The organism is Mesorhizobium sp. IMUNJ 23033 (assembly GCF_044778005.1).
GTDB classification, from domain to species: domain Bacteria; phylum Pseudomonadota; class Alphaproteobacteria; order Rhizobiales; family Rhizobiaceae; genus Mesorhizobium; species Mesorhizobium amorphae_A.
In genome coordinates this window covers 252,110-273,542 of the sequence record NZ_JBJACT010000004.1, presented here as the reverse complement: position 1 = coordinate 273,542, position 21,433 = coordinate 252,110, and the positions used below count along the sequence as shown (strand labels likewise).

The window sequence follows — 21,433 nt, the reverse complement described above, 5'->3', positions numbered from 1 at the left end:
CTCCTTCGTCATATCAGGAAGATCATTCATCGCCGAACCCGGTTAGCATTTAGTTTACCATAGGTGGGGTCGGGAACGAAAAGACGCCTCGATGCTTTACGCAATGCAATATTTGGTCCTGCTCTTGTATGCGTCTCGATTCCGGCGCGAAAATGTCAGAACGGGATTGCGGAGCAGGCCCTCAAACGGATAATTGACAGCATGAAGAGAGTTCGCAAGGCAGTCTTCCCGGTCGCCGGCCTCGGCACGCGGTTCCTCCCGGCCACCAAGGCCATCCCGAAGGAAATGCTGACTGTCGTCGATCGGCCGGTCATCCAATACGTGGTCGACGAGGCGCGCGATGCGGGGATCGAGCACTTCATCTTCGTCACCGGCCGCAACAAGGCGGTCATCGAGGACCACTTCGACGTCCAGTTCGAGCTCTACGACACGCTTGCGCAACGCGGCAAGGACGACCAGCTTGCTCGCCTGCAACGGCTGCAGCCGGCGCCGGGCCAGACCAGCTTCACCCGCCAGCAGGTGCCGATGGGGCTTGGCCATGCCGTCTGGTGCGCGCGCGAGCTTGTCGGCGACGAGCCATTCGCGCTGCTTTTGCCCGACATGATCATGCAGTCGGAAAAGAGCTGCATGAAGGACATGGTCGAGCTCTACGCCGAGACCGGCAACAACATCATCGCGGTGCAGGAATGCGATCCGGCCGAGGCGCATAAATACGGCATCGTCGGCCGCGGCGAGGATACGCATCACGGCTTCCGCATCACCGGCATGGTCGAGAAGCCGAAGACGGGCACCGCGCCGTCCAACCTGTTCATCAACGGCCGCTATATTCTGCAGCCGGAGATTTTCGGCATTCTCGAAGGCCAGGAACGCGGCGCCGGCAACGAGATCCAGCTTACCGACGCGATGCTGAAGCTGGAAAAGCAGCAACCCTTCTACGGCTACCACTATCAGGGCCGCACCTTCGATTGCGGTTCGCCGGAAGGCTTCGTCGAGGCCAATGTCGCCTTCGCCCTGTGGCGCAACGACATGAATGAGAACATGCGCGGTGTCATCCGCACCTTGCTCGATGAGATGAAGCCGTCGGAGCGGCGCGGCGCCGCCCTCTAAGTTACCGCTGCACCTTCACGCCAAGGAAGATGCTGTTTGCGGTGTAGTCGCGGCCGGGCAGGTTGCTGGTCAGTTTCTCGGTCCTGACCCGGGTGGTGAGGCCGGCGTAGCGGTTCAGCCACCAAGTCAGGCTGCTCTCGGCACTCAGCACCAAATCATGACCATCGATGCCGACATAGTCGCGCCAGTCGACGCCGAGTGCCGCGTTCGCCGTCAGATTGGCGCGGATCTGCCGTTCGCCGGTGAGCCGGCCGGAATAGAGGATGTCGCCGCTTTGGGCGGCGGTGGTGGTGTCCTCGATGGTGGTCTGGCCGGTCAGTCCGATCGTGGTGCCGCGCTCGGGCGACCATTTGAGATCGGCATCCACCGTCGGGCCTGAAATCGCTTCCAGGCTATTGTCGTCGATCGCCTCCCGCAGCCAGCCGGCGGAGAATTCGCCGGAGAGCTTGTCGCCCATGTCGAGCTCAAGGCCGGCGCGCGCGCCAAGCCGCGTCGAGGAGCGTTCGAACCCATTGCTGTCTGAGCGCAGATCATAGTCCCTGCGCCCGACCTCGACCTCGGTGAACGGGACGAGGGCTGGAGAGATTTCGTAACCGGTGCGCAAGGTCGCGGTGTAGAGGGTGGAGTCGCGGTCCTTCTGCGACAGCGAGGTGCCGTCTGAAAGCTTGGCGTCGCCATAGAAATCGTGCGTCACCGCGCCGGTCAGCGTGTAGCGCATCTTGCCGACATCCTTCTCGATGCCGAGACTGCCGTTGACGGTCTGCCGCAGCGGCTGCGAGGAGACCCCGGCAATGGCATCCGGCGAGGAGGCCGATTCCGGCACGGCTTCGTAACCGAGCTTGGCGATGGTGCGCAGCTCGTTGTCGAGATCGACGTTGAGCGTTCCCTCGATCCGCCCTTGCGCGTCGGAGACCTCGTCGCCGGATACGGTCTTGCGGAAGCTGCCGTAGCCGTTGATGAGCGCCGAATTCTCGTGCCAGTCGGAGGCGGCGGAAAAACGCAGCGCCGTTTCGGAAAGCAGCGCCGGTGCGCCGCCGCTGCTGGAATCGGCATTGGACGACGACGTCAGGCCTTGCTCCAGCGTTGGCCTGATGAGGAAGGAGCCGACCTTGATGCCGGTCGCGGCGAAGGGGTCGTCCTCGGGTTTCTTGTCCTGCCCTTCGATGGAGCCGGTGCGTTCGGCGCCAGGGTCAAGTTTTTGCCTGTCGGCGCTGTCGACCGTAAGGGCGCGGCGATTGGCGGTGTCCTGCTCGGCGTCGGTGGTCTCGTTGTCATCCGTGGCGGCTGTGCTTGCTGTTGCGTCAGTGGTCTTTTTCGTCTTCTTCTTGTCGGCGGCCTTGGCCTTGTCGTCCTTGGTCTTGTCCTGGTCGGCGGCACGCTGTCTTGCGGTCGAGAGCCGGCGGGGCTTAACCGGAGCCGCCTCGTCGGTCGATGTGTCGTCGGTGGCAGCGGGCTGATCGAAAATGCTGTTGGCCGCGCCTGTCGCGTTGGTGTCGTCAGGCACCGCGCCGGGGCTGGCCGGCTGGTAGGTGTCCGCCGGCGCGTCGTCCGTTGCGGCTGCGTTCGCTTGTGCCTGCTGGTCCTGGGAACTGGCCATGCTCAGTTGCCTGGCCTTGCGCTGCTGGTCGGCCAGGATCGCCGATTCCGAAACCTCGCCGCGCAGCTCGGTTTCCTGGGCGTGGAGCGGTATCGGACGCAGCAAAGCCAGGACGCTGGCCGCCAGCAGCAGAGTGCTGACGGTCGTGTCCCTTAGACCTCTTCTCGTTCCAGGCTGGGCCCGCGACATCGTCACCACTGCTTGCGCTGCGCATGCGCGCCATACTTACCGAACCGTAAATGGGGATGGTTAACGGAGGGTTGAGGCGGTGGCGTCCAGCACGGTCTGGTGGCACGATTTCGAAGTCCGCGCGGTTCGAGATCGGAACGCTAACAGCCATTTCTGTTGGACAGGCGTGGGGCAAAGCGCTAATCGCATCGGCATGCATGCGGGGTCCCCAGAAAAGAAGCAGCCGGACAGGCAGGCCGCGATCGATTCGGCGCTGAGAACGGTGGCGACCGAGCAGGCCGGTGTCGCGGCACTTGCCGCGGCGCTCGAAGACGGACTGGCCGAGCCGTTCGCGCGGGCCGTCGCCATCGTCTCGCGGGCCGATGGCCGCGTCATCGTCACCGGCGTCGGCAAGAGCGGCCATATCGGTTCGAAGATCGCCGCGACGCTTGCCTCGACCGGCACGCCCGCCTTCTTCGTCCATCCGGCCGAGGCCAATCACGGCGATCTCGGCATGATTGCCAAGGACGATGCCATCATCGCCATGTCATGGTCCGGCGAGAGCAAGGAATTGATGGGGATCGTCGCCTATTCCCGGCGCTTTTCGATCCCGCTGATCGCGGTCACATCCGGCGCGACATCGGCGCTGGCGCGCGCGGCCGACGTGGTGCTGCTCTTGCCGCCGGCGCCTGAAGCCTGTCCGCATGGGCTAGCGCCGACGACGTCGACGCTGCTTCAGCTGATCATGGGCGATGCGCTGGCCATCGCACTGCTCGAGGCGCGCGGCTTCACGCCGGATCATTTCCGCACCTTCCATCCCGGCGGCCAGCTCGGCGCCAATCTGACGCAGATCCGCGAGATCATGCATGTCGGCGACAGGCTTCCTCTGGTGCCGACGGGGACCGGAATGCAGGACGCGATCCTCGAATTGTCGCGCAAGGGGTTTGGCTGCGTGGCGATTACGGCCGTGGACGGCGCTCTGATAGGCATCATCACCGACGGCGATATCCGCCGTCATATCGCCAACGATCTCTTGGCAATGAGCGTCGATCAGGTGATGACCAGGAAGCCGAAGACGGCGAGCCCGGACACCCTGGTGGCGACGGCGCTGCAGACCATCAACACTTCGGCCATCACCAGCCTGATGGTGGTCGAGGGCGGACGCCCGGTCGGGCTCGTCCACCTGCATGACCTGCTGCGCATCGGCGCAGCCTAGGCTTGTCGATCTTCAGGTGATGCCGGCCTGACCTGAATCTCAACACACCCTAAACCGTCGACTCATACAGCTTCGACGGTCAGTTCCAGATCGGTGTCGGCAGCACCCGTCACCCGCACCTGCGTGCCGACCGGCAAATCCGGGCCGGAAACACGCCACAGCGTGTCGCCGAGCTTGATGCGGCCGCGGCCGTCCTTGATCGGCTCGGCAAGTGTCGCCATCTTGCCGACCATCTGCGCGCCGCGGCGGTTGAGCAGCGGCTGGTCGGTTGGATCATTGCGACCGCCCACCAGCTTCTTGCCGAAATAGGCGGAAACCAGCGACAGAGCGAGGAAGGCGAGCACCTGGATTTGCCAGGTCCAGAAACCTGCATCCCAGATCAGCAGCGACACGGCGCCGATGATGAGCGCGGCGATGCCGATCCACAGCATGAAAATACCGGGCGCGATGACTTCCATCACCAGCAGGACGAAGCCGAGAACCATCCAGTTCCACGGACCGAGTTCGGAAATGATGCGATCGAGCATGGGAGTGCGCTCCTACGATCTCAATTCTCGCTCGGGCGGACCACCGGCGGGCGGGCGGCCTGCCGCTGCGCGCCGGTCGTGCCTTCGCTGCGAAAGACTTCCTTGGCGATCTCGCCAATGCCGCCGAGCGTGCCGATCAGCGACGAGGCCTCCATCGGCATCAGCACGACCTTGCTGTTGGTGGCCGAACCGATCTTGGTCAGTGCCTCGGTGTATTTCAGCGCGACGAAGTAGTTGAGCGCCTGTACATCGCCCTGGGAGATGGCGTCGGAGACGACCTGCGTGGCACGGGCTTCGGCTTCGGCCGAGCGTTCGCGAGCCTCGGCGTCGCGGAAGGCAGCTTCCTTCCGGCCCTCAGCCTCGAGGATCTGCGACTGCTTGAGACCTTCGGCGGCGAGGATTTGCGCGCGCTTGTTGCGCTCTGCCGTCATCTGCCGACCCATCGATTCGATCAGATTGGCCGGCGGGTTGATATCCTTGATCTCGACGCGGGTGATCTTGATGCCCCACGGGTGCGCGGCTTCGTCGACGACGCGCAGCAGGCGTTCGTTGATGGCGTCGCGGTTCGACAGCAATTCGTCGAGGTCCATCGAGCCCATGACGGTGCGGATGTTGGTCATCGTCAGGTTGAGGATGGCGTTCTGCAGGCCGGAGACCTGGTAGGCCGCCTGCGCCGCATTGAGGATCTGGAAGAAGGCGATGCCGTCGACGCCGACGATGGCGTTGTCGCGGGTGATGATCTCCTGGCTCGGTACGTCGAGCACCTGTTCCATCATATTCATCTTGGCGCCGACACGGTCGACGAACGGCACGATGAGGTTGAGGCCGGGGGACAATGTCTTGGTATAGCGGCCGAAACGCTCAACCGTATAATTGTAGCCTTGCGGGATTGTCCGGATACCCTTGAAAAGCACCAGTACGACAAGTGCAACAAGAACCATAATCGCGATATCGAAACCGCTGAAGCCCATTTCGTTTCTCCCTCAATAGGCGCCGACTTCACGGAATCACTTAAGTGTGTTTCCGCAACGTTACAATCAGGTGATCACGAATATTGGTTAGCGAAGGCTTTTGCGCACCGCTTTCGTGCCGCCGAAGCCCGTCAGACCCAGCCCGCCAGCTCGCGCCGCACCATCGCCTCGATGACGGCCATGCCCTCGGCGCTGTCGTTGAGGCAAGGGATGTGGGCGAATTGCTCGCCGCCGGCGTGATGGAAGGTTTCGGCGGCCTCGCGGCCGATCTCGTCCAGCGTCTCGATGCAATCGACGGAGAAGCCGGGATTGACGACGGCGATCGACTTCACGCCGTCATGCCCGAGTTTCTCCACCGTCTTGTCGGTATAGGGCTGCAGCCAATCCTGCGCGCCGAAGCGCGACTGGAAGGTGGTGATCAGCCTTTCGTCGCTCCAGCCGAGCTTTTGGCGCAGCAGCCGTGTCGTCTCCAGGCAATGGGCCTGATAGGGATCGCCCTTGTCTGAATAAGGCTTCGGAATGCCGTGATAGGAGGTAATGACCACCTCCGGCTCGAAGTCGAGGCTTGCAAGGTGCCGCTCGATCGAGCGGGCGAGTGCATCGATGTAGACAGGCTCGGCATAGTAAGGCGGCACGCTGCGGATGGCTGGTGCCGCCCGCATCTTCATCAGCGCGCGAAACAGCTGGTCGTTGGCGGTCGCCGTCGTCGTTGCCGAGTACTGCGGATAGAGCGGGAAAGACAGGATGTGGTCGCAGCCTTGCTCGACCAGTCTTTGGGCGACGCTCGCCGTCGAGGGGTTGCCGTAGCGCATCGCCCAGTCGACGACGACTTCGGGCAGGTCACCGAGCGCCTGGCCAAGCTTCTCGCTTTGGGCGCGGGTGTAGGTGCGCAGCGGCGACTCGTTCTTCTCCCGGTTCCAGATCCTGGCGTAGTTGGCGCCCGATTTTTTCGGCCTGGTGGTGAGGACCAAAGCATAGAGGATCGGATACCAGATCGCCTTATTCAACTCGATCACACGCGGATCTGAGAGGAATTCCCTCAAATAGCGCCACATCGGCGTGAAGTCGGTGCCATCGGGCGTGCCGAGATTGATCAGCATGACGCCGATCTTGCCCGCCTTGACCGGCGCATGACCCGCCGGGGCAGTCGCCTTCGCGGCTTTGGGGTCGACGGGACTGGAAAGCGTCATGCGGGTCTCCGGGCACCGTGAACCACCGGTGACGCAGCGAAACTAGCGATGCGGCGCCGGTTTTCAATGCTGCGTCTGGCCGCACCTTACCCGAACGCAGAACACCCGCCTGGTTTCCCAGACGGGTGTTGTGAGTTTCTGCGAAAGGACTACTTCGCCGCAGGCGGAATCGTCAGGGTCGCGCCGAGCGGCAGACGGCGCGGCTCGTAGCCCTTGTTGGCTTCGGAAATCGCCTTCCACTTGGTGCCGTCGCCATAGGCGTTCTTGGCCAGATCCCAGAACGTGTCGCCGGCGACGATGACATGGCTGGCTTCGGCTGGCGCGGCCGGGGCAGCCTCTGCCGGCTTGGCGGGTTCCGCGGCCGGGGCAGGGGCCGGTGCTGCTTCTGCGGGTTTGGCCGGCTCCGCCGGTGCGGGCGCCGCAGGAGCGGTTTCGGCCGGGACGGTCGGCGGGGTCGTGGCGATGTCGCCAGAGTTGTCCGGCAAGGCTGGCATCGCCGGCTCGGCTGGTTTGGCCGGCTCGGCCGCGGGAGCCGCCGCGACGGTTGCGGCTATTTCGGTGATGCGGCCGTCGAGCTTCGGCGTATAGGGCCGGTGCGCGCCGAGATAGTCGGCGACCACCTGTTCGAGGCCCGGACCGTAGTCATAGGCATTCTGGGCCTTTTCGGCGAAGACCTTGTAGCCGTCACCGCCCTGGCGGACATAGTTGTTGGTGGCGACCAGATAGTCCTTGTCCGGATTGAGTGGTGTCCAGGCGCCACCCTCCATGACTTCGACCGACTTGACGCGTCCGGCATTGGGCGCGACCGACTTGTCGAAGGAATATTTCAGGCCGGCGACCTGCGGGAAGCGCCCGGCGCCGTCCTCGATCTGGCTGAGGCCACTTTCCAGCCCGGCCACCAGATCCTTGCCCGAGATCTTGAATGTCGCCAGCGTGTTCTGGAACGGCAGCACGGTCAGCACTTCGCCCATGGTCACGGTGCCCTGGTCGATCGAGGCGCGCAGTCCGCCGCCGTTCGAGATGACGATCTCGACGCCCTGGCCCTTGACGCGGTCGAGGATCGCGTCGGAGACGAGATTGCCCATCTCGCATTCGCGGGTGCGGCAATTCTCTCGGCTGCCGTCGATCGGCTTGGTGGTCTCGGCCACCTCCTTGTTCTTCAGTTCCTCGATCGGCGCGCCGAGTTCCTTGATGCGGGCAAGCACGGCGGGATCGGGCGTGATCGACTTGTCGAGAAAGATCGGATCGCCGCTGGCTTCCTTGACGACGCCATTGTCGTCGAACACGACCTTGAACTCGCCGAGATATTTCGAATAGGACGCCGCCTGCACGACCGGCACCTTATAGCCGTCGGGGTTGTCGACCATCGTCGGATAGGGGCCCGCCGCCTTCGGATCGGTGTTCGACAAAAGCGTATGGCTGTGGCCGCCGACCACCACGTCGATGCCGGGGATCTTGGCGATGACGTCGCGCTCGCGGTTGTAGCCGATATGGGTCACCGCGATGATCTTGTTGACGCCTTCGCCCTTCAGCTTCTCGACCTCTGATGTGATCGACTTGACGTCGTCCTCGATGGTGATGTTGGGGCCAGGCGTAGCCAGTTCCGGCGTGTCGTTGGTGACGGCGCCGATGATGCCGATCTTCTGGCCGCCGACTTCGACCACGATCGATGGCTTGACGCGGTCGCCTAGCTTGGATTGCGCGTTGGCCTTCACATTGGCGCCCAGCACGGGGAACTTGATCATGTCGAGGAACGGAGCAAGTGCGGTCTCGCCGTCGTCGAACTCGTGATTGCCGAGCGCCATGGCGTCGAATTTCATCTCGTTGAGGAACTCGCCTTCGACCTTGCCCTTGTAGGTGGTGTAGAACAGCGAGCCCTGGAAATTGTCGCCGGCGCTGAGCAGCAGCACATTCTGGCCTTCCAGCTTCTTGCGCTCCTGCGCGATCGCGGTGATCAGGCGGCCGGCGCCGCCGATGCATTCGCCCTTGGTCTCCTCTTCGGCCGAACAGGTCGACTCGTATTTGTTGTTGCCCTCGATGCGGCTGTGCCAGTCGTTGATATGCAGGATGTTCAGTGTGTAGTCGGCAAAGGATGCGCCGGCCGACAGGCCAAGCGTGGATGCCGACAGGGCGGCAATGGCGGCAAACTTCTTCATATTCGTCTCCCGGATGAACCTGACCAGAGGCATTTAACGCCCTTGCTTGACTGGGGGCATAACAGCCAGCTTTTGCGTCATGTTCACATCGCGTTTTCATCGATGCAAGTGGAAATCAGGACGATGTTTGCCGGCATAAAAAAGAAGGCGGCTCGCGCCGCCGTCTTTTGGATGGATCGATGTCGTACCAGGCTATTTCAGCCGCATTTCATAGGATGCCAAGTGAATACACCTGGGCTGCAAAATGCTTTAGGCCCGGCGCGTCAGCACGAAATTCTGCCCGGCCGCGCTGGTGCAGTTGAGCTGGCTGGTGGAGACCATCAGGCAGTTGAAGCTGACCGGCGTCTGGCGGATGAGCGAGGTGCCGTGGATCTCGACCGAGGTGGCGCCGGTCATGGTGTAGCTGCCTTCGGCGAGCTTCTGGCCGGTATCGGTCGCGACGGTGGCGAAGCTGCCGGCCGCGAAGGTCGACAGGCCGGTGCCTTTGGCATCGATCCAGGAGCCTTCGACGCCTTTCGGTCCAGACGCCATCGGCGGCGCCTCGGGGCCGCCCGTCATGCAGCCGGCAAGCATCGTCGCCAGGGCGCCCGCGGCGCCCATAGAAAGAACTTTGCGCGCAATCGTCATTTCTAAAAACCCTCTCCTCAAGCATCGGCCCGAAAATCGATGCGATTTTCGGAAAGCACGATGCGTGCATCCAAAGTGCTAGAGCGTACTTTCCAAATGGAGGCACGTCGCTCTAGGCCGCATCCCTTCAATCGCCCGATTTCCGGGCGATTGCAAGGCAGTCGGACATGCTGGTGGAACCGCTATCGCACCAGGATGTTGCGGAATTGCCACGGGTCGTTGTGGTCGAGATCCTCGGGGAAAAGCCCCGGGCGGTTATCGAGCGGCGTCCAGTCGGTGTAGTAGCCCTTGACCGGCCCGAGATAGGGCGACTGCACTTCCAGGCAGCGCTTGTAGTCCATCTCATCGGCCTCGACGATGCCGACTTCAGGGTTTTCCAGCGCCCAGACCATGCCGGCGAGCACCGCCGACGTGACCTGCATGCCGGTGGCGTTCTGATAGGGCGCCAGCTTGCGCGCCTCGGCCAGCGACAGCTGCGAGCCATACCAGTAGGCGTTCTTGTCGTGGCCGTAGAGCAGGACGCCAAGCTCGTCGACGCCGTCGACCAGCTCGTTCTCGTCAAGCACGTGATGCACGGGTTGCGACTTGCCGGCGGCGCCGAACATCTCGTGCAGCGACAGTAGGGCGTCATTGCAGGGATGATAGGCATAGTGGCAGGTCGGGCGGTACTGCACCTTGCCCTTCTTGCCGCGCACGGTGAAGAAATCGGCGATCGAGATCGCCTCGTTATGCGTCACCAGGAAACCGTATTGCGGGCCGGGCGTCGGGCACCACGAGCGCACGCGGGTGTTGGCGCCGGGCTGTTCCAGATAGATCGCCGCCTTGGAGCCATGCTTGTGCTTCTTGCCGTTCTTCGGCATCCATTTCTCATGCGTGCCCCAGCCGAGCTCGGCCGGCTGCAGGCCCTCGGAGATGAAGCCCTCGACCGACCAGGTGTTCCAGAACACGTTCATCGGCTTAGGCTTTTTGGTGCGCTGGGTGTCGCGCTCGGCGATGTGGATGCCCTTGACGCCGGCCTTCTTCATCAGCCTGGCCCAGCCGTCACGGTCGTCCTGCGCCGGCTCGGGAAACTCGAGGCCGAGATCGGTGGCGAGGTTCAGCAGCGCCTGCTTGACGAACCAGGAGACCATGCCGGGATTGGCGCCGCAGGTCGAAATCGCCGTCGCACCGCCGGGCTTCTCATGCTTTTCCTTGATCATCGCTTCGCGCAGCGCATAGTTGGTGCGGCTGGCATTGTCGGCCTTGGCATCGAAATAGAAACCGAGCCACGGCTCCACGACCGTGTCGATGTAGAGCACGCCGAGCTTGCGGCAGAGCCGCATCAGGTCCACCGAGCCGGTGTCGACCGACAGGTTGACGCAAAAGCCCTTGCCACCGCCATTGGTCAGAAGCGGCGTCAAGAGCTTCTTGTAGTTCTTCTCGGTCACCGCCTCCTGGACGAAAGCGATGCCGCGCTCGTCGAGCAGCCTGCGGTCGGTGTCGCGCGGGTCGATGACCGTCATGCGCGACTTGTCGAACTTGAAATGGCGCTCGATCAGCGGCAGCGTTCCCCGTCCGATCGAGCCGAAGCCGACCATCACGACCGGGCCGGTGATTTCACCGTAAACGGGCCAGTTTTCATTCGCCATTTTATCGAACACTCCTTCAGCACGCGGGGGGAAAAGCCGGGCATTTGCGCCGGACGGCCAAGCGCTACACCACAGATCATTGTCATAAACCAGTGAAAAGCGCCAACCGCCGGCCAGGCCGGCTTGCGCATTTGGTTAAGCCGCCTTGGCCATGTCGTCGAGGAAGGCGACCAACCGGTTGCGGTCGGCGGTCAGCCCCTTGTAGTCGAGCTGGGCCTGGTCAAGCTCCTGAAGCTGCGCGGCGAAAGACACAGCCAGCGCTTGCCTGTCGGGATGGCTGGCCAGCACCTTGAGCGGATCGAGATGGATGCGGATGGTGAACAGCACGTCGCGCGAGACGGTCAGCTTCCTGAGCGTCTGCCGCTCGACGCGGATGAAGGCGTGGGCGTCGACGTCGCCATCAGGGAATCGCGTCGGGCGGTTGCTGGCGCGGTCGATGCGCTCGACGTTGGAGAGGGGATGGTAGAGCGCGTCGCCTGCCTGGATCGACCAGTTGTAGCGCTTGACCGCCTGGCCCTGAAGGCCGTCGAACATACGGTTGATGAGATCGGCCGGTCGCGTGCCCGGCCCGAAACCTGGCACCGGCGCGTGGATCTGCTGCAGCGGCTTGCCGAATTTTTCGGTGAGCGACCATGACGAGGGAAAGCAAAGCGAGCCGGCGACGAGGCGCCAGCCGCTTTCGTCCCGCCGCATCAGGATCAGGTCATCCTGGACCAGCAGCGACGCCGCGATGAGCGGCGCGTATCGTAAGCCTGCATCAGGCCCGCCAAATTTCCCGGCGCCAACCACCTCGATCCCGTCGCCGGAGCGCCGATAGATGTCAGGATGCTTCGTCAGCAGATGCTCGCCGAGCAGGTCGAGCACTTCGCGCTGCGCGTCGCGAGTACCGTCTTCCTCGACAAAGACCCTTTCGGGGATTTCCGCATAGAGCCGGCGTTTCTCGGCGAGATGCGGCAGCAGATGTTCGTCGACCTCGATCCACCGGTCAGGGTCGAGCGGCTTCAGCCCGATGGTGAAGAGTTTGGACGAGCCGTCATAGGGCGTATGGGTGGGCTGGCGAGAGGTCATGCTTCGTTGAAGGCGTCCAACCCGGCGGCGGTCATCCTCGCGGTGAATTCGGTGACGTCGTAGTCGGCGGCACCCGCCTTGGCGAACGGGTCGGCTGCCAGCCTGGCATCCAGCACATCGCGCGGACCGCGCGCGATGATGACGCCGCCAGTCCTTGGGTTCTTCGGTCCGGACGCGACAAAGATACCTTCGACGTAGCAGGCCTTCAGCCATTCGACATGCGCCGGCGCCAGCCGGTCGATCTCGGCGAGCGGCACCTTGTAGTTCAGCGAAACGACGAACATCGCTATCTCCCGCCTGCGTCAGGCCAATCTGGCCGGGATCAGCCCGCGCAGCGAATTGCCGACGTAGATCGCCCTGGCCGATTTCAGATCGTCAAAGCTGTAGATCGCTTCGGCGGCGCGGCCTTCGTCCAGGAACTCGCCGCGCAATACGCCAGGCAACAGGCCGCAATCGAGGCGGGGCGTCATCAGCACGCCGTCGCCGAAGTCGGCGAAGAGATTGGTGATCGTGCCCTCGCAGAGTTCACCGCGCTCGTTGGCTAAAAGCACCTCGTCGGCCTGGGTGATGAGATATTCGGCGCGGGCATGGATGTAGGTCTGTCGCCGACTGGTCTTGTGGCGCAGCAGCGTATCGCTGGAATCGAGCCGCACCCGCGCCAATTGCAACCTCCAGACCTTGTCGGCTGCCAGCGGTTCGTAAGGCTGCACCGAGGCCGTCGCCTCGCCATTGCGCGCCAGGACAAGGCGGGTGCGCAATGCCGTCTCCTGTCGGCCAACCGTATTCATGAGCGCTTCGCCGACCCGTTGCGGATCGCATGCAAAGCCCAGCTCCGCAGCCGAGCCATAAAGCCGTGCGAGATGGCGATCGAAGCGCAGGAACCCCGCGCCGGGTTCCCAGCGCATGGTCTCGATCAGCTCGAATTCGGCGGCGTTCCCGTCGCGAAGCGTGCTTTCAGCAGACACTCCCGATACTCCTCCTCGGCCGTGGAATCGAAGACGACGCCACCGCCGACATTGTAGACGGCCTCGCCGCTGGAAAAGAGCGAGATGGTGCGGATCGCCACGGAAAAGCGCATCGTGCCGCCGGGCGCGATCCAGCCGATGGCGCCGCAATAGACGTCGCGCGGCACGCCTTCCAATTCGTGCAGTATCTCCATGGCGCGTATTTTCGGCGCGCCGGTGATCGAGCCGCAGGGAAACAGCGCAGCCAGGATCTGGCGGATGCTGACATCCGGCAGGAGCTTCGCCCGCACACGGCTCACCATCTGGTGCACCGTCGGATAGGTCTCGATGCGGAACAGTTCGGGCACCTCAAGCGTGCCGACCTCGCTGATCAGCGAAATGTCGTTGCGCAGGAGGTCGACGATCATCCGGTTCTCGGCCTGGTTCTTCTCGTCGTTGCGCAGGAACGCCTTCAACTTGGCGTCCTCGGCCTTGGTCGCGCCGCGCGGCGCCGTGCCCTTCATCGGATGCGTCTCGATCATGCCGTCGGCGTAGATCTCGAAGAACAGTTCGGGCGAGCGCGACAGCACGATCGGATCGCCGAGCGCAACCAGCGCGCCGTACTTCACCGGCTGGCGCTCGGTCAACGCATTGAAGGCGGCGAGCGGATCGCCCGACCATTGCGCGTTGACTGGAAAGGTCAGGTTGCCCTGATAGCAGTCGCCCTTGCGGATGTGGTCATGCAGCCGTGCGAAGCGTCTGGCGTAATCTTCGGCGGACCAAGCGGCCCTGGCGTCGAAGATCGGACCATTGGTGGCCGGCGCAGTGTTTTGCGGCAAGGCCTGCTCGAGCGGGGCATCGAAAACGCCGAGGCAGACCAGCGGCGCGCGCCGGCCCTCGGGCAGCAGCGGCACCAGTTTCGGCTCGAGCAGGTAACCCGCCTCGTAGGAGAAATAGCCGGCCAGCCATTTGCCTGCGTCGCTCGCCGCCTGCGCGGCTTCCAGCGCCGGCAGGAAATCGCGCGCTTCATGCGCCGTGATGATTTCGGCCGGATGGTCGAAGACGAGCTGACGCGCGCTCGCATCATTGCGGAAGATGGCGGAGGGCAGGGACATTGGGGCTCGGATGCTGCGGTCTGTGACGCCAGCGATCGCTCTATATGGGGGCTCGCCCGCGTGCAATCGAGGGAGCGGCGTCCAAGGACGCAAAGGTTGCACGGCTACAAAAACAATGGCGGCACGGGGCGCCGCCATTGTGGCCCGCAGGCTGAATACGCTCAGGTGTTGTTGGCGGTTCCCGCGGTCGGGAAGCGTCGGGCGAATCCATTTTCGTCGCCGGCGGCCAAAAGCTTCGCCTGGTCGATCCATTGCTCTCGCGCGATACGGCCGTCGAAATTCAGCACGTCCTCGATCCGCTTGACGTCGGCTTCCGTCCAGGCGGCGATCTGGGCGTAGGAGGTGACCCCCAGGCCCTTGAGTAGCTTTTCGTTGACCGGGCCGATGCCGATCAAGCGGCGCAGATTGTCGGGCTTGCCAGCTGCCGCCTTGGCCGAAGCCGGTACTGCTTTCTTCGCCGCGGCCGGTTTGGACGCAGCAGCCTTGGGGGCGGCGGCTTTCGCTGCCGGCTTTGGCACGGCCGCGGTCTTGGCAGCGGAGGGTTTCTTAGCCGCAGCGGCTGGCTTGGCGGAGGCTGGCTTGGCAGCGGGCTTGGCGGCGGCGGGTTTGGCCGGAGCCGTTGCGGGTGTCGACATCAGCGCGGCCGGTGCCTGCCCGGCGGCCTTCGCGGTGCCGGATGCGGCGGGCGCTTCGCGCAGCTGGCGCTCGAGATCGGCGCGGGCGCGGCCACATGCATCCAGCTCGGCACGAAGCTTGTCACGTTCGCTGCGCGTGCGGTCCAGATCGCCGCGCAAACTGTCGAGCTCGCCGCGCAGGCGACCCCAGAGGAACCAGCCAACCAACACACCTACAACGAACGCCAGGAGCATGTAGAAAAAAGTGCCCATTGTCTCTCTCCACTCCGATCCGTCTGCCGTGGCCGGAGTGATGACCTTGGCGCAAGGATCATTCAAAGGTGGTTCCGCGGTTGACGGAACTGCCGGCTTCATCGACCTGTCGGCGATCGGGTTTTACACACCCATGGCCAACGGCCGCCATCGCATTCGCCAAGGCGCCACGACCGGCCGAGAGTGTCCCTGGCCTGAGCAGTGCGTCCGGCTGAGCTTGAGGCGGGACGCTATCATACGGCCTGCGGAAAGCTAACGGAAAAATTCCACCGAGAGTTGTTCAAGAACAGATATTTAGGACAAGAATAGAACGGTCCCAACATGCGCTTCGGCTAATCTATTTTGATTAAGCCGAGTGTCGAGACCGCCTGTCACTTGTCCAGCGCTTCCAGTTCGTCGATCAGGCCGCCGATCACGCTGAGCCCGATTTGCCAGAAGGCGGGATCGGTGGCGTCGAGGCCGAAGGGCGCCAGAAGCTCGGAATGATGCTTGGTGCCGCCGGCGCGCAGCATCTCGAAATACTTCTCCTGAAAGCCGCGCTCGGCATTCTGGTAGACCGCATAGAGCGAGTTCACCAGGCAATCGCCGAAGGCATAGGCATAGACGTAGAAGGGCGAATGGATGAAGTGCGGGATGTAGGTCCAGAACACTTCGTAGCCATCGCGCAGCTTGATCGCCGGTCCGAGGCTTTCGGCCTGCACCTCCAGCCAGAACTGGCCGAGCCGGTCGGAGGTCAGTTCGCCGTTCTTGCGCTCGGCATGCACCTTGCGCTCGAATTCGTAGAAGGCGATCTGGCGCACGACGGTGTTGATCATGTCCTCGACCTTCTGGGCGAGCATGGCCTTGCGCTCGCGCCTGTCGGTGGTCTGGTTGAGCAGCGAACGGAAGGTCAGCATCTCGCCGAAGACGGACGCCGTCTCGGCGAGCGTCAGCGGCGTCGAGGCCATCAATGCGCCCTGGCCACCGGCCAGCACCTGGTGGACGCCGTGGCCAAGCTCATGCGCCAGCGTCATCACATCGCGCGGCTTGCCCATGTAGTTGAGCAGCACATAGGGATGCGCCGACGGCACGGTCGGATGGGCGAAGGCGCCGGGCGACTTGCCCGGCCTGACCGGTGCGTCGATCCAGTTGCGGTCGAAGAAGGTCCGGGCGATTTCGGCCATGTCGGGCGAAAAGCGCTGATAGGCCGACAGCACCGTGTCCCTGGCGTCGTCCCAGCGGATGACCGCCTGCGGGGTCTCGGGCAAGGGCGCGTTGCGGTCCCAGTGGTTCATCACCTCCATGCCCAGCCAGCGCGCTTTCATCGCGTAGTAGCGGTGCGACAGGCGCGGATAGGCTTCGCGTACGGCCAAGGCCAGCGCGTCGACGACGCTGCGCTCGACGCGGTTGGCGAGATGGCGTGAATCGGCGATGTCCTCAAAGCCACGCCAGCGGTCGGAGATCTCCTTGTCCTTGGCCAGCGTGTTGGTGATCAAGGTGAAGGTGCGCAAATTCTTGCGGAAGGTGGCGGCCAGCGCTTCGGAAGCCTGGCGCCGCAGCTCGCCGTCGGCGTCCTGCAGGCGGTTCAGTGCCGGCTCCAGCGCCAGCTCCTCGCCGCCGACGTCAAAGCGCAGATCCGTCATCGTCTCGTCGAACAGCCGGTTCCAGGCGCCGCGCCCGGTGATCGACTTTTCGTGGAAGAGCTGCTCGACCCGGTCCTCGAGTTGGAACGGCTTGTCCTTGCGCAGGTCGAGCACCCAGGGCCGGTAATGGGCGAAGCCAGCGTCGGCTGCGAGCGCGCTCTCGATCACGGCATCGTCGATCAGGTTCAGCTCGAGCGCGAAGAACAGAAGATGCGCGCTGGCGTCGGTCATCTTCTCCTGGATATCGCCATAGAGCTTGGCGCGCTGCGGATCGGCCGTGTTGCCGGCATAGACCAGCCCGGCATAGGAGACGATGCGGCCGATCAGTTCCTCCAGTGCCTCATAGGCGCGCAGCGCTTCGCCCAGCCTGCCGGCGCTGCCGCGCTCAGCCTCGGCTGCCAGCGTTCCCTTCCAGCGGCTCTCGAAGGCGGTGGCATCGCTTGCGGCGCTCGCAATGTCGCGCTTCAGTTCGGGAGCCTCCATGCCGGAGTAGAGATCGGCGAGGTTCCATTCCGGCAGATCGCCCAACTCGGACGCGCCGTGACCGATTGCTGGCGCCGCAAGCCGCCGATCGAACATCATGCGCATCAACAATACCTTCCGGAATCAAGGGGAAAGGAGAAGCCGGTCAAATCCTAAGGAATTCGTTCACCGGGTTTTTTGAAACCTTGTTTAGAACCCTGTGCCAAGATGATCCATGGGGAATTTCTCAGGCGGGCATCCAAGACAGTCATGACAGGTTCCATACTCATAGTCGATGACGATCCCGTGCAGCGCAGGCTGCTCGAGGCGGCGGTGACGAAATTCGGCCACGGCGCGATCGTCGCCGACGGCGGCGAAGCCGGTCTCGGCGTCCTCGACGGGCCCAATGCACGCGAGGTCTCGGTTGTCATCCTCGATCTGGTCATGCCGGGCCTCGACGGTATCGGCGTGCTCAAGGCGATGCGCGAGCGCGGCATCCATGTGCCGGTCATCGTGCAGACCGCGCAGGGCGGCATCGAAACCGTCGTTTCGGCGATGCGCCATGGCGCGTTCGATTTCGTGGTCAAGCCGGCCTCTCCCGACAGGCTGCAGACAGCGATCGGCAACGCGCTCAAAGTCGAGGCGGTCGAGGACGAGATGAAGCGAACGTCGCGGCGGCGCGGCGGCCATCTGACCTTCAAGGACATGATCACCCACAGCCCGGCGATGGACCGCGTGATCCGCCTCGGCCAGAAGGCGGCGGCGTCCAACATCCCGATCCTGATCGAAGGCGAATCGGGCGTCGGCAAGGAACTGGTGGCGCGCGCCATCCAGGGCAGCGGCGACCGCCGCTCGAAGCCTTTCGTCACCGTCAATTGCGGCGCCATCCCCGACAATCTGGTCGAATCGATCCTGTTCGGCCATGAGAAGGGCTCGTTCACCGGCGCCACCGAAAAACACACCGGCAAGTTCGTCGAGGCGCATTCGGGCACGCTGTTCCTCGACGAGATCGGCGACCTGCCGCTCGACGTGCAGGTCAAGCTGCTGCGCGCCGTCCAGGATGGCGAGGTCGATCCGGTCGGCGGCCGCTCAACCGTCAGGGTCGACATCAGGTTGATCTCGGCGACGCACCGTAACCTCTTGCAGCAGGTCAAGGACGGCAAGTTCCGCGAGGATCTGTTCTACCGGCTGAACGTCTATCCAATCTTCGTGCCGCCGCTGCGCGACCGCCGCGACGACATTCCCTATCTGGTCAGGCACTTCATGGAGAAGGTCGCGCCGGCCGATCCGCGCCGTCGCCTGCACGGCATTTCGGCCACGGCGCTTGCCATGCTGCAGGCCTATGACTGGCCGGGCAACATCAGGCAACTGGAAAACGCCGTCTTCCGGGCCTCGGTGCTCGCCGAGGGCGATGTGCTGACGGAAGAGGAATTCCCGCAGATCCGCGCGCAACTGGAAGGCACGGTCAATCTCGATGCCGAGCTCGCGATGCCCGGTCCCGGCCCGGCTTCCGACGATTCGCCACGCGCCAACGGTGTTGCGGCCGACGATGAAGGGTTTGCGGTCGGCGAAGCTGATCCGCCTACCAGGCTGCAGCCGCGTTTCGGTACGCTCAGGGCGCTGGACGAGCGCGGCAATGTGCGCGCGCTGGCCGATGTCGAACTTGAAATGATCAAGCTGGCGATCGATCACTATAACGGCCAGATGAGCGAGGTCGCGCGCCGTCTCGGCATCGGCCGCTCGACGCTGTACAGGAAGCTCAAGGAATACGGCATCGACCCGGAAAGCGGCCGCATCGAACGGCTCGCTTCCTGACGGGAAGGCCTTGTCCCGCAGGGTCCGGACCAGCTTGCACACCTCGTTGTCGTGACGAGATCGACGGTTTCGACCGGGCAATGCGCTGGGCATAGTGGCGGTTGCGTTCACGCATTAAGGCTGGCGGTAACAGATCGTGTTTCGATCGGAGGCGGAATCATGATCTAAACCAGCAGTTTACCAAGAAACCCCGTGCATTATTTTTGACGGGATATCGCCACGGTGTTACCGCATTTCGGCTTCAATAAGCGATGATTAACCATTAGGATCGATATTCGGATGTGATCAACCACGCATCCGTTTGGGCAAATCCGGGGACAAACGGCAGCCTGCAAGGCCTTTTGATTTGAACAAAGTCGAACGACACAAAGACGGGCGGCACTATCACATGAGCGTCTGGCCGAGATGGCTGGCAGCGGTGATCCTTGCTGTTTCGTTCCTGTCCGCAGCCGCGACCGGCGCAAGCGCCGATACACGCTCGCTGAAGCTTTATCACCTCCATACGCACGAAAAGGCCGAAATCGTCTACAAGCGAAATGGCCGCTACGTTCCGGAGGGTTTGCGAAAGATCAACATCATCCTGCGCGACTGGCGCCGCAACGAGCCGACCAAGATGGACCCGCGCCTGCTCGATCTGGTGTGGGAGGCCTATCGGCAGAGCGGTGCCACCGACTATATCCAGGTGGTCTGCGGCTATCGCTCGCCGTCGACGAACTCGATGCTGCGCAGCCGCAGCCGGGGCGTTGCCGAGAAAAGCCAGCACATGCTCGGCAAGGCCATGGACTTCTACATTCCAGGCGTGCCGCTGAAGAAGCTGCGCGACATTGGCTTGAGGATGCAAGGCGGCGGCGTCGGCTATTATCCGTCGTCGGGCTCGCCCTTCGTGCACATGGATGTCGGCAATGTGCGTCACTGGCCGGGCATCAGCCGCCAGGAACTCGTGCGCGTGTTCCCCAACGGCAAGACGCTGCATGTGCCGAGCGATGGCAAGCCGCTGCCTGGCTATCAGCAGGCCTTGGCCTCCTACAAGGCGCGCAAGGGCTCCGGCTCTCCCGCCATCGAACTGGCCAGCGCCGGCGGCAGCTACAAGAAATCCGGTGGCTTCCTTTCTGCCTTCTTTGGCGGCGGCGACGACGAGGCCGACGACAGTGCCGATGTGGCGAGCGCGGCGCCCGCGCCCAAACCGAAGACCGCAAAGCCGGCGGCGAGCGCCAAGACGAGCAATTTGCCTGGCATAGCCATCGTGTCGCCGAAGGATGCGCAGCGCGCCGACATCCCGCAGCTTGCCGACGAGAACGCAGCCGAACCCGAGCCGCAGCAGGATACGCCGGAGACGATCATCGCGGCGCTGCCGGCCAAAGAGATTCCGCTGCCTGACTTCGCCCCGCGTCCGAAGGCCGCCGTTGGTGCGCAGACACCTGAAAACGTTCCATTCGGCACGGCGGAAACCACCGCCAGCACCGAGCAGACGGTGGCGACTGCGCATGCGCCGGTCAATGTTCCGTTCGGCATAACCGACCCGGCCAATGCAACCGATGCCAATGCGACTGCCGCCGACCCGGCACAGGTTGCGGTCAACAACATTCCGCTGCCGTCCTGGCGTCCGGACCTGCCGGCCGATCTCGCACCGCAGGACAAGAATGTTCTGCTGGCGCTGGCCGATACGGCCCAGCACAACACGACCGCGACCGATGCGTTCTCGGTCTTGCCGTCCGCGCGTCCGGATGAGGTCAAGCCGGATCAGGTCGGGCAGGATGAGGTCAAAGCGGTTCTCGAGCGGGTCAGTGCAACGAGCGATGCCGCTGCGGGCGGCGACTATCAGGTCGCCTCGCTCTCTGGGCCGCGCTCGGCATTCAACGATCCGGCCGGTGTCGATGCGGCATCGCCGCGCGATGCCATTGTTGCCCGTCCCGCCGGTACCGATCCCGCACTGGCGATCGGCGCTGGCGTGAAGACGACGCGCAAGGAAGCCAGGGCCACCGCCCGCGATCTGAAGCCCGGCCCGAAGGCGGTGGTGGTTGCAGCCGCGCCGCAGGCGGCGCGCTGGGCGCTGAACAGCAACGAATACGTCGCTACCGTTTCCAGCCCGACGACCGCGCCGCGCTATGCCTACAACATCGTGCACACGCCGCCGAGCGAGGTCTATACGGCCGGCTTCCAGCCGGACAGCGAGACGGTGGATCCCAACCGGTTCACCGGCAACGCGGTCAAGTTCCTTTCGGTCGCCCGCTTCCAGACCAAGTAGCCGATCGATCAAACCAACCAAAGCCGCGCCGGGCAACCGGCGCGACTTTTGCTTTTTCGGGGTGCGGCCTGTTGTTGCAAACAGGGAG

General features: G+C 63.7%; 17 protein-coding genes. 4 read left to right on the top strand and 13 right to left on the bottom strand.

Going from position 1 to position 21,433, the window contains the following annotated elements; genetic code table 11:
* Positions 1-201 precede the first annotated feature (201 nt).
* Complete coding sequence (gene galU / locus ACFX5Q_RS06550) at positions 202-1,107, top strand: UTP--glucose-1-phosphate uridylyltransferase GalU (protein WP_404276285.1); 906 nt, start codon at positions 202-204, stop codon at positions 1,105-1,107.
* A 1-nt stretch (position 1,108) separates the two neighbouring features.
* Here galU and ACFX5Q_RS06545 read toward each other — a convergent pair whose 3' ends face one another.
* The gene (locus ACFX5Q_RS06545) at positions 1,109-2,893 is read right to left on the bottom strand and encodes an outer membrane beta-barrel protein (protein WP_404276284.1); all 1,785 of its coding nucleotides are present in this window, start codon (positions 2,891-2,893) and stop codon (positions 1,109-1,111) included.
* Positions 2,894-3,086: 193 nt separating this feature from the next.
* On the opposite strand from ACFX5Q_RS06545, the gene ACFX5Q_RS06540 reads away from it, so the two are divergent.
* Entirely contained in the window at positions 3,087-4,088 is a 1,002-nt protein-coding gene (locus ACFX5Q_RS06540; RefSeq protein ID WP_404276476.1) for an SIS domain-containing protein, read from the top strand.
* A 62-nt stretch (positions 4,089-4,150) separates the two neighbouring features.
* Here the strand turns inward: ACFX5Q_RS06540 and ACFX5Q_RS06535 are convergent, their stop codons facing one another.
* The 12 genes from ACFX5Q_RS06535 to ACFX5Q_RS06480 form a co-directional block, all read right to left on the bottom strand.
* A complete protein-coding gene (locus tag ACFX5Q_RS06535) occupies positions 4,151-4,615 on the bottom strand; it encodes an NfeD family protein (RefSeq protein ID WP_404276283.1) in 465 nt (154 codons plus the stop codon).
* Between the two features lie 20 nt (positions 4,616-4,635).
* The gene (locus ACFX5Q_RS06530) at positions 4,636-5,586 is read right to left on the bottom strand and encodes an SPFH domain-containing protein (protein WP_404276281.1); all 951 of its coding nucleotides are present in this window, start codon (positions 5,584-5,586) and stop codon (positions 4,636-4,638) included.
* Positions 5,587-5,717: 131 nt separating this feature from the next.
* Complete coding sequence (gene hemH / locus ACFX5Q_RS06525; protein ID WP_404276279.1) at positions 5,718-6,776, bottom strand: ferrochelatase; 1,059 nt, start codon at positions 6,774-6,776, stop codon at positions 5,718-5,720.
* A gap of 149 nt (positions 6,777-6,925) precedes the next feature.
* Positions 6,926-8,932, bottom strand: a complete 2,007-nt coding sequence (locus ACFX5Q_RS06520) for a 5'-nucleotidase C-terminal domain-containing protein (protein ID WP_404276277.1) — start codon at positions 8,930-8,932, stop codon at positions 6,926-6,928.
* Positions 8,933-9,181: 249 nt separating this feature from the next.
* Positions 9,182-9,559: a hypothetical protein gene (locus ACFX5Q_RS06515; RefSeq protein ID WP_404276276.1), complete on the bottom strand. Its 378-nt coding sequence runs from the start codon at positions 9,557-9,559 to the stop codon at positions 9,182-9,184.
* Positions 9,560-9,741: 182 nt separating this feature from the next.
* The gene (locus ACFX5Q_RS06510; protein ID WP_404276274.1) at positions 9,742-11,187 is read right to left on the bottom strand and encodes a homospermidine synthase; all 1,446 of its coding nucleotides are present in this window, start codon (positions 11,185-11,187) and stop codon (positions 9,742-9,744) included.
* 135 nt (positions 11,188-11,322) lie between these two features.
* Entirely contained in the window at positions 11,323-12,255 is a 933-nt protein-coding gene (locus tag ACFX5Q_RS06505) for a heme-dependent oxidative N-demethylase family protein (RefSeq protein ID WP_404276273.1), read from the bottom strand.
* Positions 12,252-12,539, bottom strand: a complete 288-nt coding sequence (locus ACFX5Q_RS06500; RefSeq protein ID WP_404276271.1) for a YciI family protein — start codon at positions 12,537-12,539, stop codon at positions 12,252-12,254. The genes ACFX5Q_RS06505 and ACFX5Q_RS06500 overlap by 4 nt, the downstream gene beginning before the upstream one ends.
* Before the next feature lie 18 nt (positions 12,540-12,557).
* On the bottom strand, positions 12,558-13,220 hold the full coding sequence (locus ACFX5Q_RS06495) for an aminotransferase class IV family protein (protein WP_404276269.1): 663 nt from the start codon (positions 13,218-13,220) through the stop codon (positions 12,558-12,560).
* Positions 13,169-14,314 carry an aminodeoxychorismate synthase component I gene (locus tag ACFX5Q_RS06490; RefSeq protein WP_404276267.1) on the bottom strand — a complete coding sequence of 382 codons (1,146 nt, stop codon included), beginning with the start codon at positions 14,312-14,314 and terminating at the stop codon, positions 13,169-13,171. The genes ACFX5Q_RS06495 and ACFX5Q_RS06490 overlap by 52 nt, the downstream gene beginning before the upstream one ends.
* A gap of 161 nt (positions 14,315-14,475) precedes the next feature.
* Positions 14,476-15,201, bottom strand: coding sequence for a proton-conducting membrane transporter (locus ACFX5Q_RS06485; RefSeq protein WP_404276265.1), 726 nt, complete (start codon positions 15,199-15,201; stop codon positions 14,476-14,478).
* Positions 15,202-15,572: 371 nt separating this feature from the next.
* Complete coding sequence (locus ACFX5Q_RS06480; RefSeq protein ID WP_404276263.1) at positions 15,573-17,411, bottom strand: M3 family oligoendopeptidase; 1,839 nt, start codon at positions 17,409-17,411, stop codon at positions 15,573-15,575.
* Positions 17,412-17,555: 144 nt separating this feature from the next.
* On the opposite strand from ACFX5Q_RS06480, the gene ACFX5Q_RS06475 reads away from it, so the two are divergent.
* Together ACFX5Q_RS06475 and ACFX5Q_RS06470 are read left to right on the top strand one after the other, a co-directional pair.
* A complete protein-coding gene (locus ACFX5Q_RS06475; RefSeq protein WP_404276262.1) occupies positions 17,556-19,100 on the top strand; it encodes a sigma-54-dependent transcriptional regulator in 1,545 nt (514 codons plus the stop codon).
* Positions 19,101-19,488: 388 nt separating this feature from the next.
* Positions 19,489-21,345 (top strand): DUF882 domain-containing protein, encoded by a 1,857-nt coding sequence (locus tag ACFX5Q_RS06470; RefSeq protein WP_404276261.1) that lies wholly within the window; start codon positions 19,489-19,491, stop codon positions 21,343-21,345.
* Positions 21,346-21,433: the final 88 nt, after the last annotated feature.

Excerpts from the sequence above, each read along its gene's own strand:
- galU (WP_404276285.1), top strand. The coding sequence starts at position 202 with ATGAAGAGAGTTCGCAAGGCAGTCTTCCCGGTCGCCGGCCTCGGCACG.
- ACFX5Q_RS06545 (WP_404276284.1), bottom strand. The coding sequence starts at position 2,893 with ATGTCGCGGGCCCAGCCTGGAACGAGAAGAGGTCTAAGGGACACGACC.
- ACFX5Q_RS06540 (WP_404276476.1), top strand. The coding sequence starts at position 3,087 with ATGCATGCGGGGTCCCCAGAAAAGAAGCAGCCGGACAGGCAGGCCGCG.
- ACFX5Q_RS06535 (WP_404276283.1), bottom strand. The coding sequence starts at position 4,615 with ATGCTCGATCGCATCATTTCCGAACTCGGTCCGTGGAACTGGATGGTT.
- ACFX5Q_RS06530 (WP_404276281.1), bottom strand. The coding sequence starts at position 5,586 with ATGGGCTTCAGCGGTTTCGATATCGCGATTATGGTTCTTGTTGCACTT.
- hemH (WP_404276279.1), bottom strand. The coding sequence starts at position 6,776 with ATGACGCTTTCCAGTCCCGTCGACCCCAAAGCCGCGAAGGCGACTGCC.
- ACFX5Q_RS06520 (WP_404276277.1), bottom strand. The coding sequence starts at position 8,932 with ATGAAGAAGTTTGCCGCCATTGCCGCCCTGTCGGCATCCACGCTTGGC.
- ACFX5Q_RS06515 (WP_404276276.1), bottom strand. The coding sequence starts at position 9,559 with ATGACGATTGCGCGCAAAGTTCTTTCTATGGGCGCCGCGGGCGCCCTG.
- ACFX5Q_RS06510 (WP_404276274.1), bottom strand. The coding sequence starts at position 11,187 with ATGGCGAATGAAAACTGGCCCGTTTACGGTGAAATCACCGGCCCGGTC.
- ACFX5Q_RS06505 (WP_404276273.1), bottom strand. The coding sequence starts at position 12,255 with ATGACCTCTCGCCAGCCCACCCATACGCCCTATGACGGCTCGTCCAAA.
- ACFX5Q_RS06500 (WP_404276271.1), bottom strand. The coding sequence starts at position 12,539 with ATGTTCGTCGTTTCGCTGAACTACAAGGTGCCGCTCGCCGAGATCGAC.
- ACFX5Q_RS06490 (WP_404276267.1), bottom strand. The coding sequence starts at position 14,314 with ATGTCCCTGCCCTCCGCCATCTTCCGCAATGATGCGAGCGCGCGTCAG.
- ACFX5Q_RS06485 (WP_404276265.1), bottom strand. The coding sequence starts at position 15,201 with ATGGGCACTTTTTTCTACATGCTCCTGGCGTTCGTTGTAGGTGTGTTG.
- ACFX5Q_RS06480 (WP_404276263.1), bottom strand. The coding sequence starts at position 17,411 with ATGCGCATGATGTTCGATCGGCGGCTTGCGGCGCCAGCAATCGGTCAC.
- ACFX5Q_RS06475 (WP_404276262.1), top strand. The coding sequence starts at position 17,556 with ATGACAGGTTCCATACTCATAGTCGATGACGATCCCGTGCAGCGCAGG.
- ACFX5Q_RS06470 (WP_404276261.1), top strand. The coding sequence starts at position 19,489 with ATGAGCGTCTGGCCGAGATGGCTGGCAGCGGTGATCCTTGCTGTTTCG.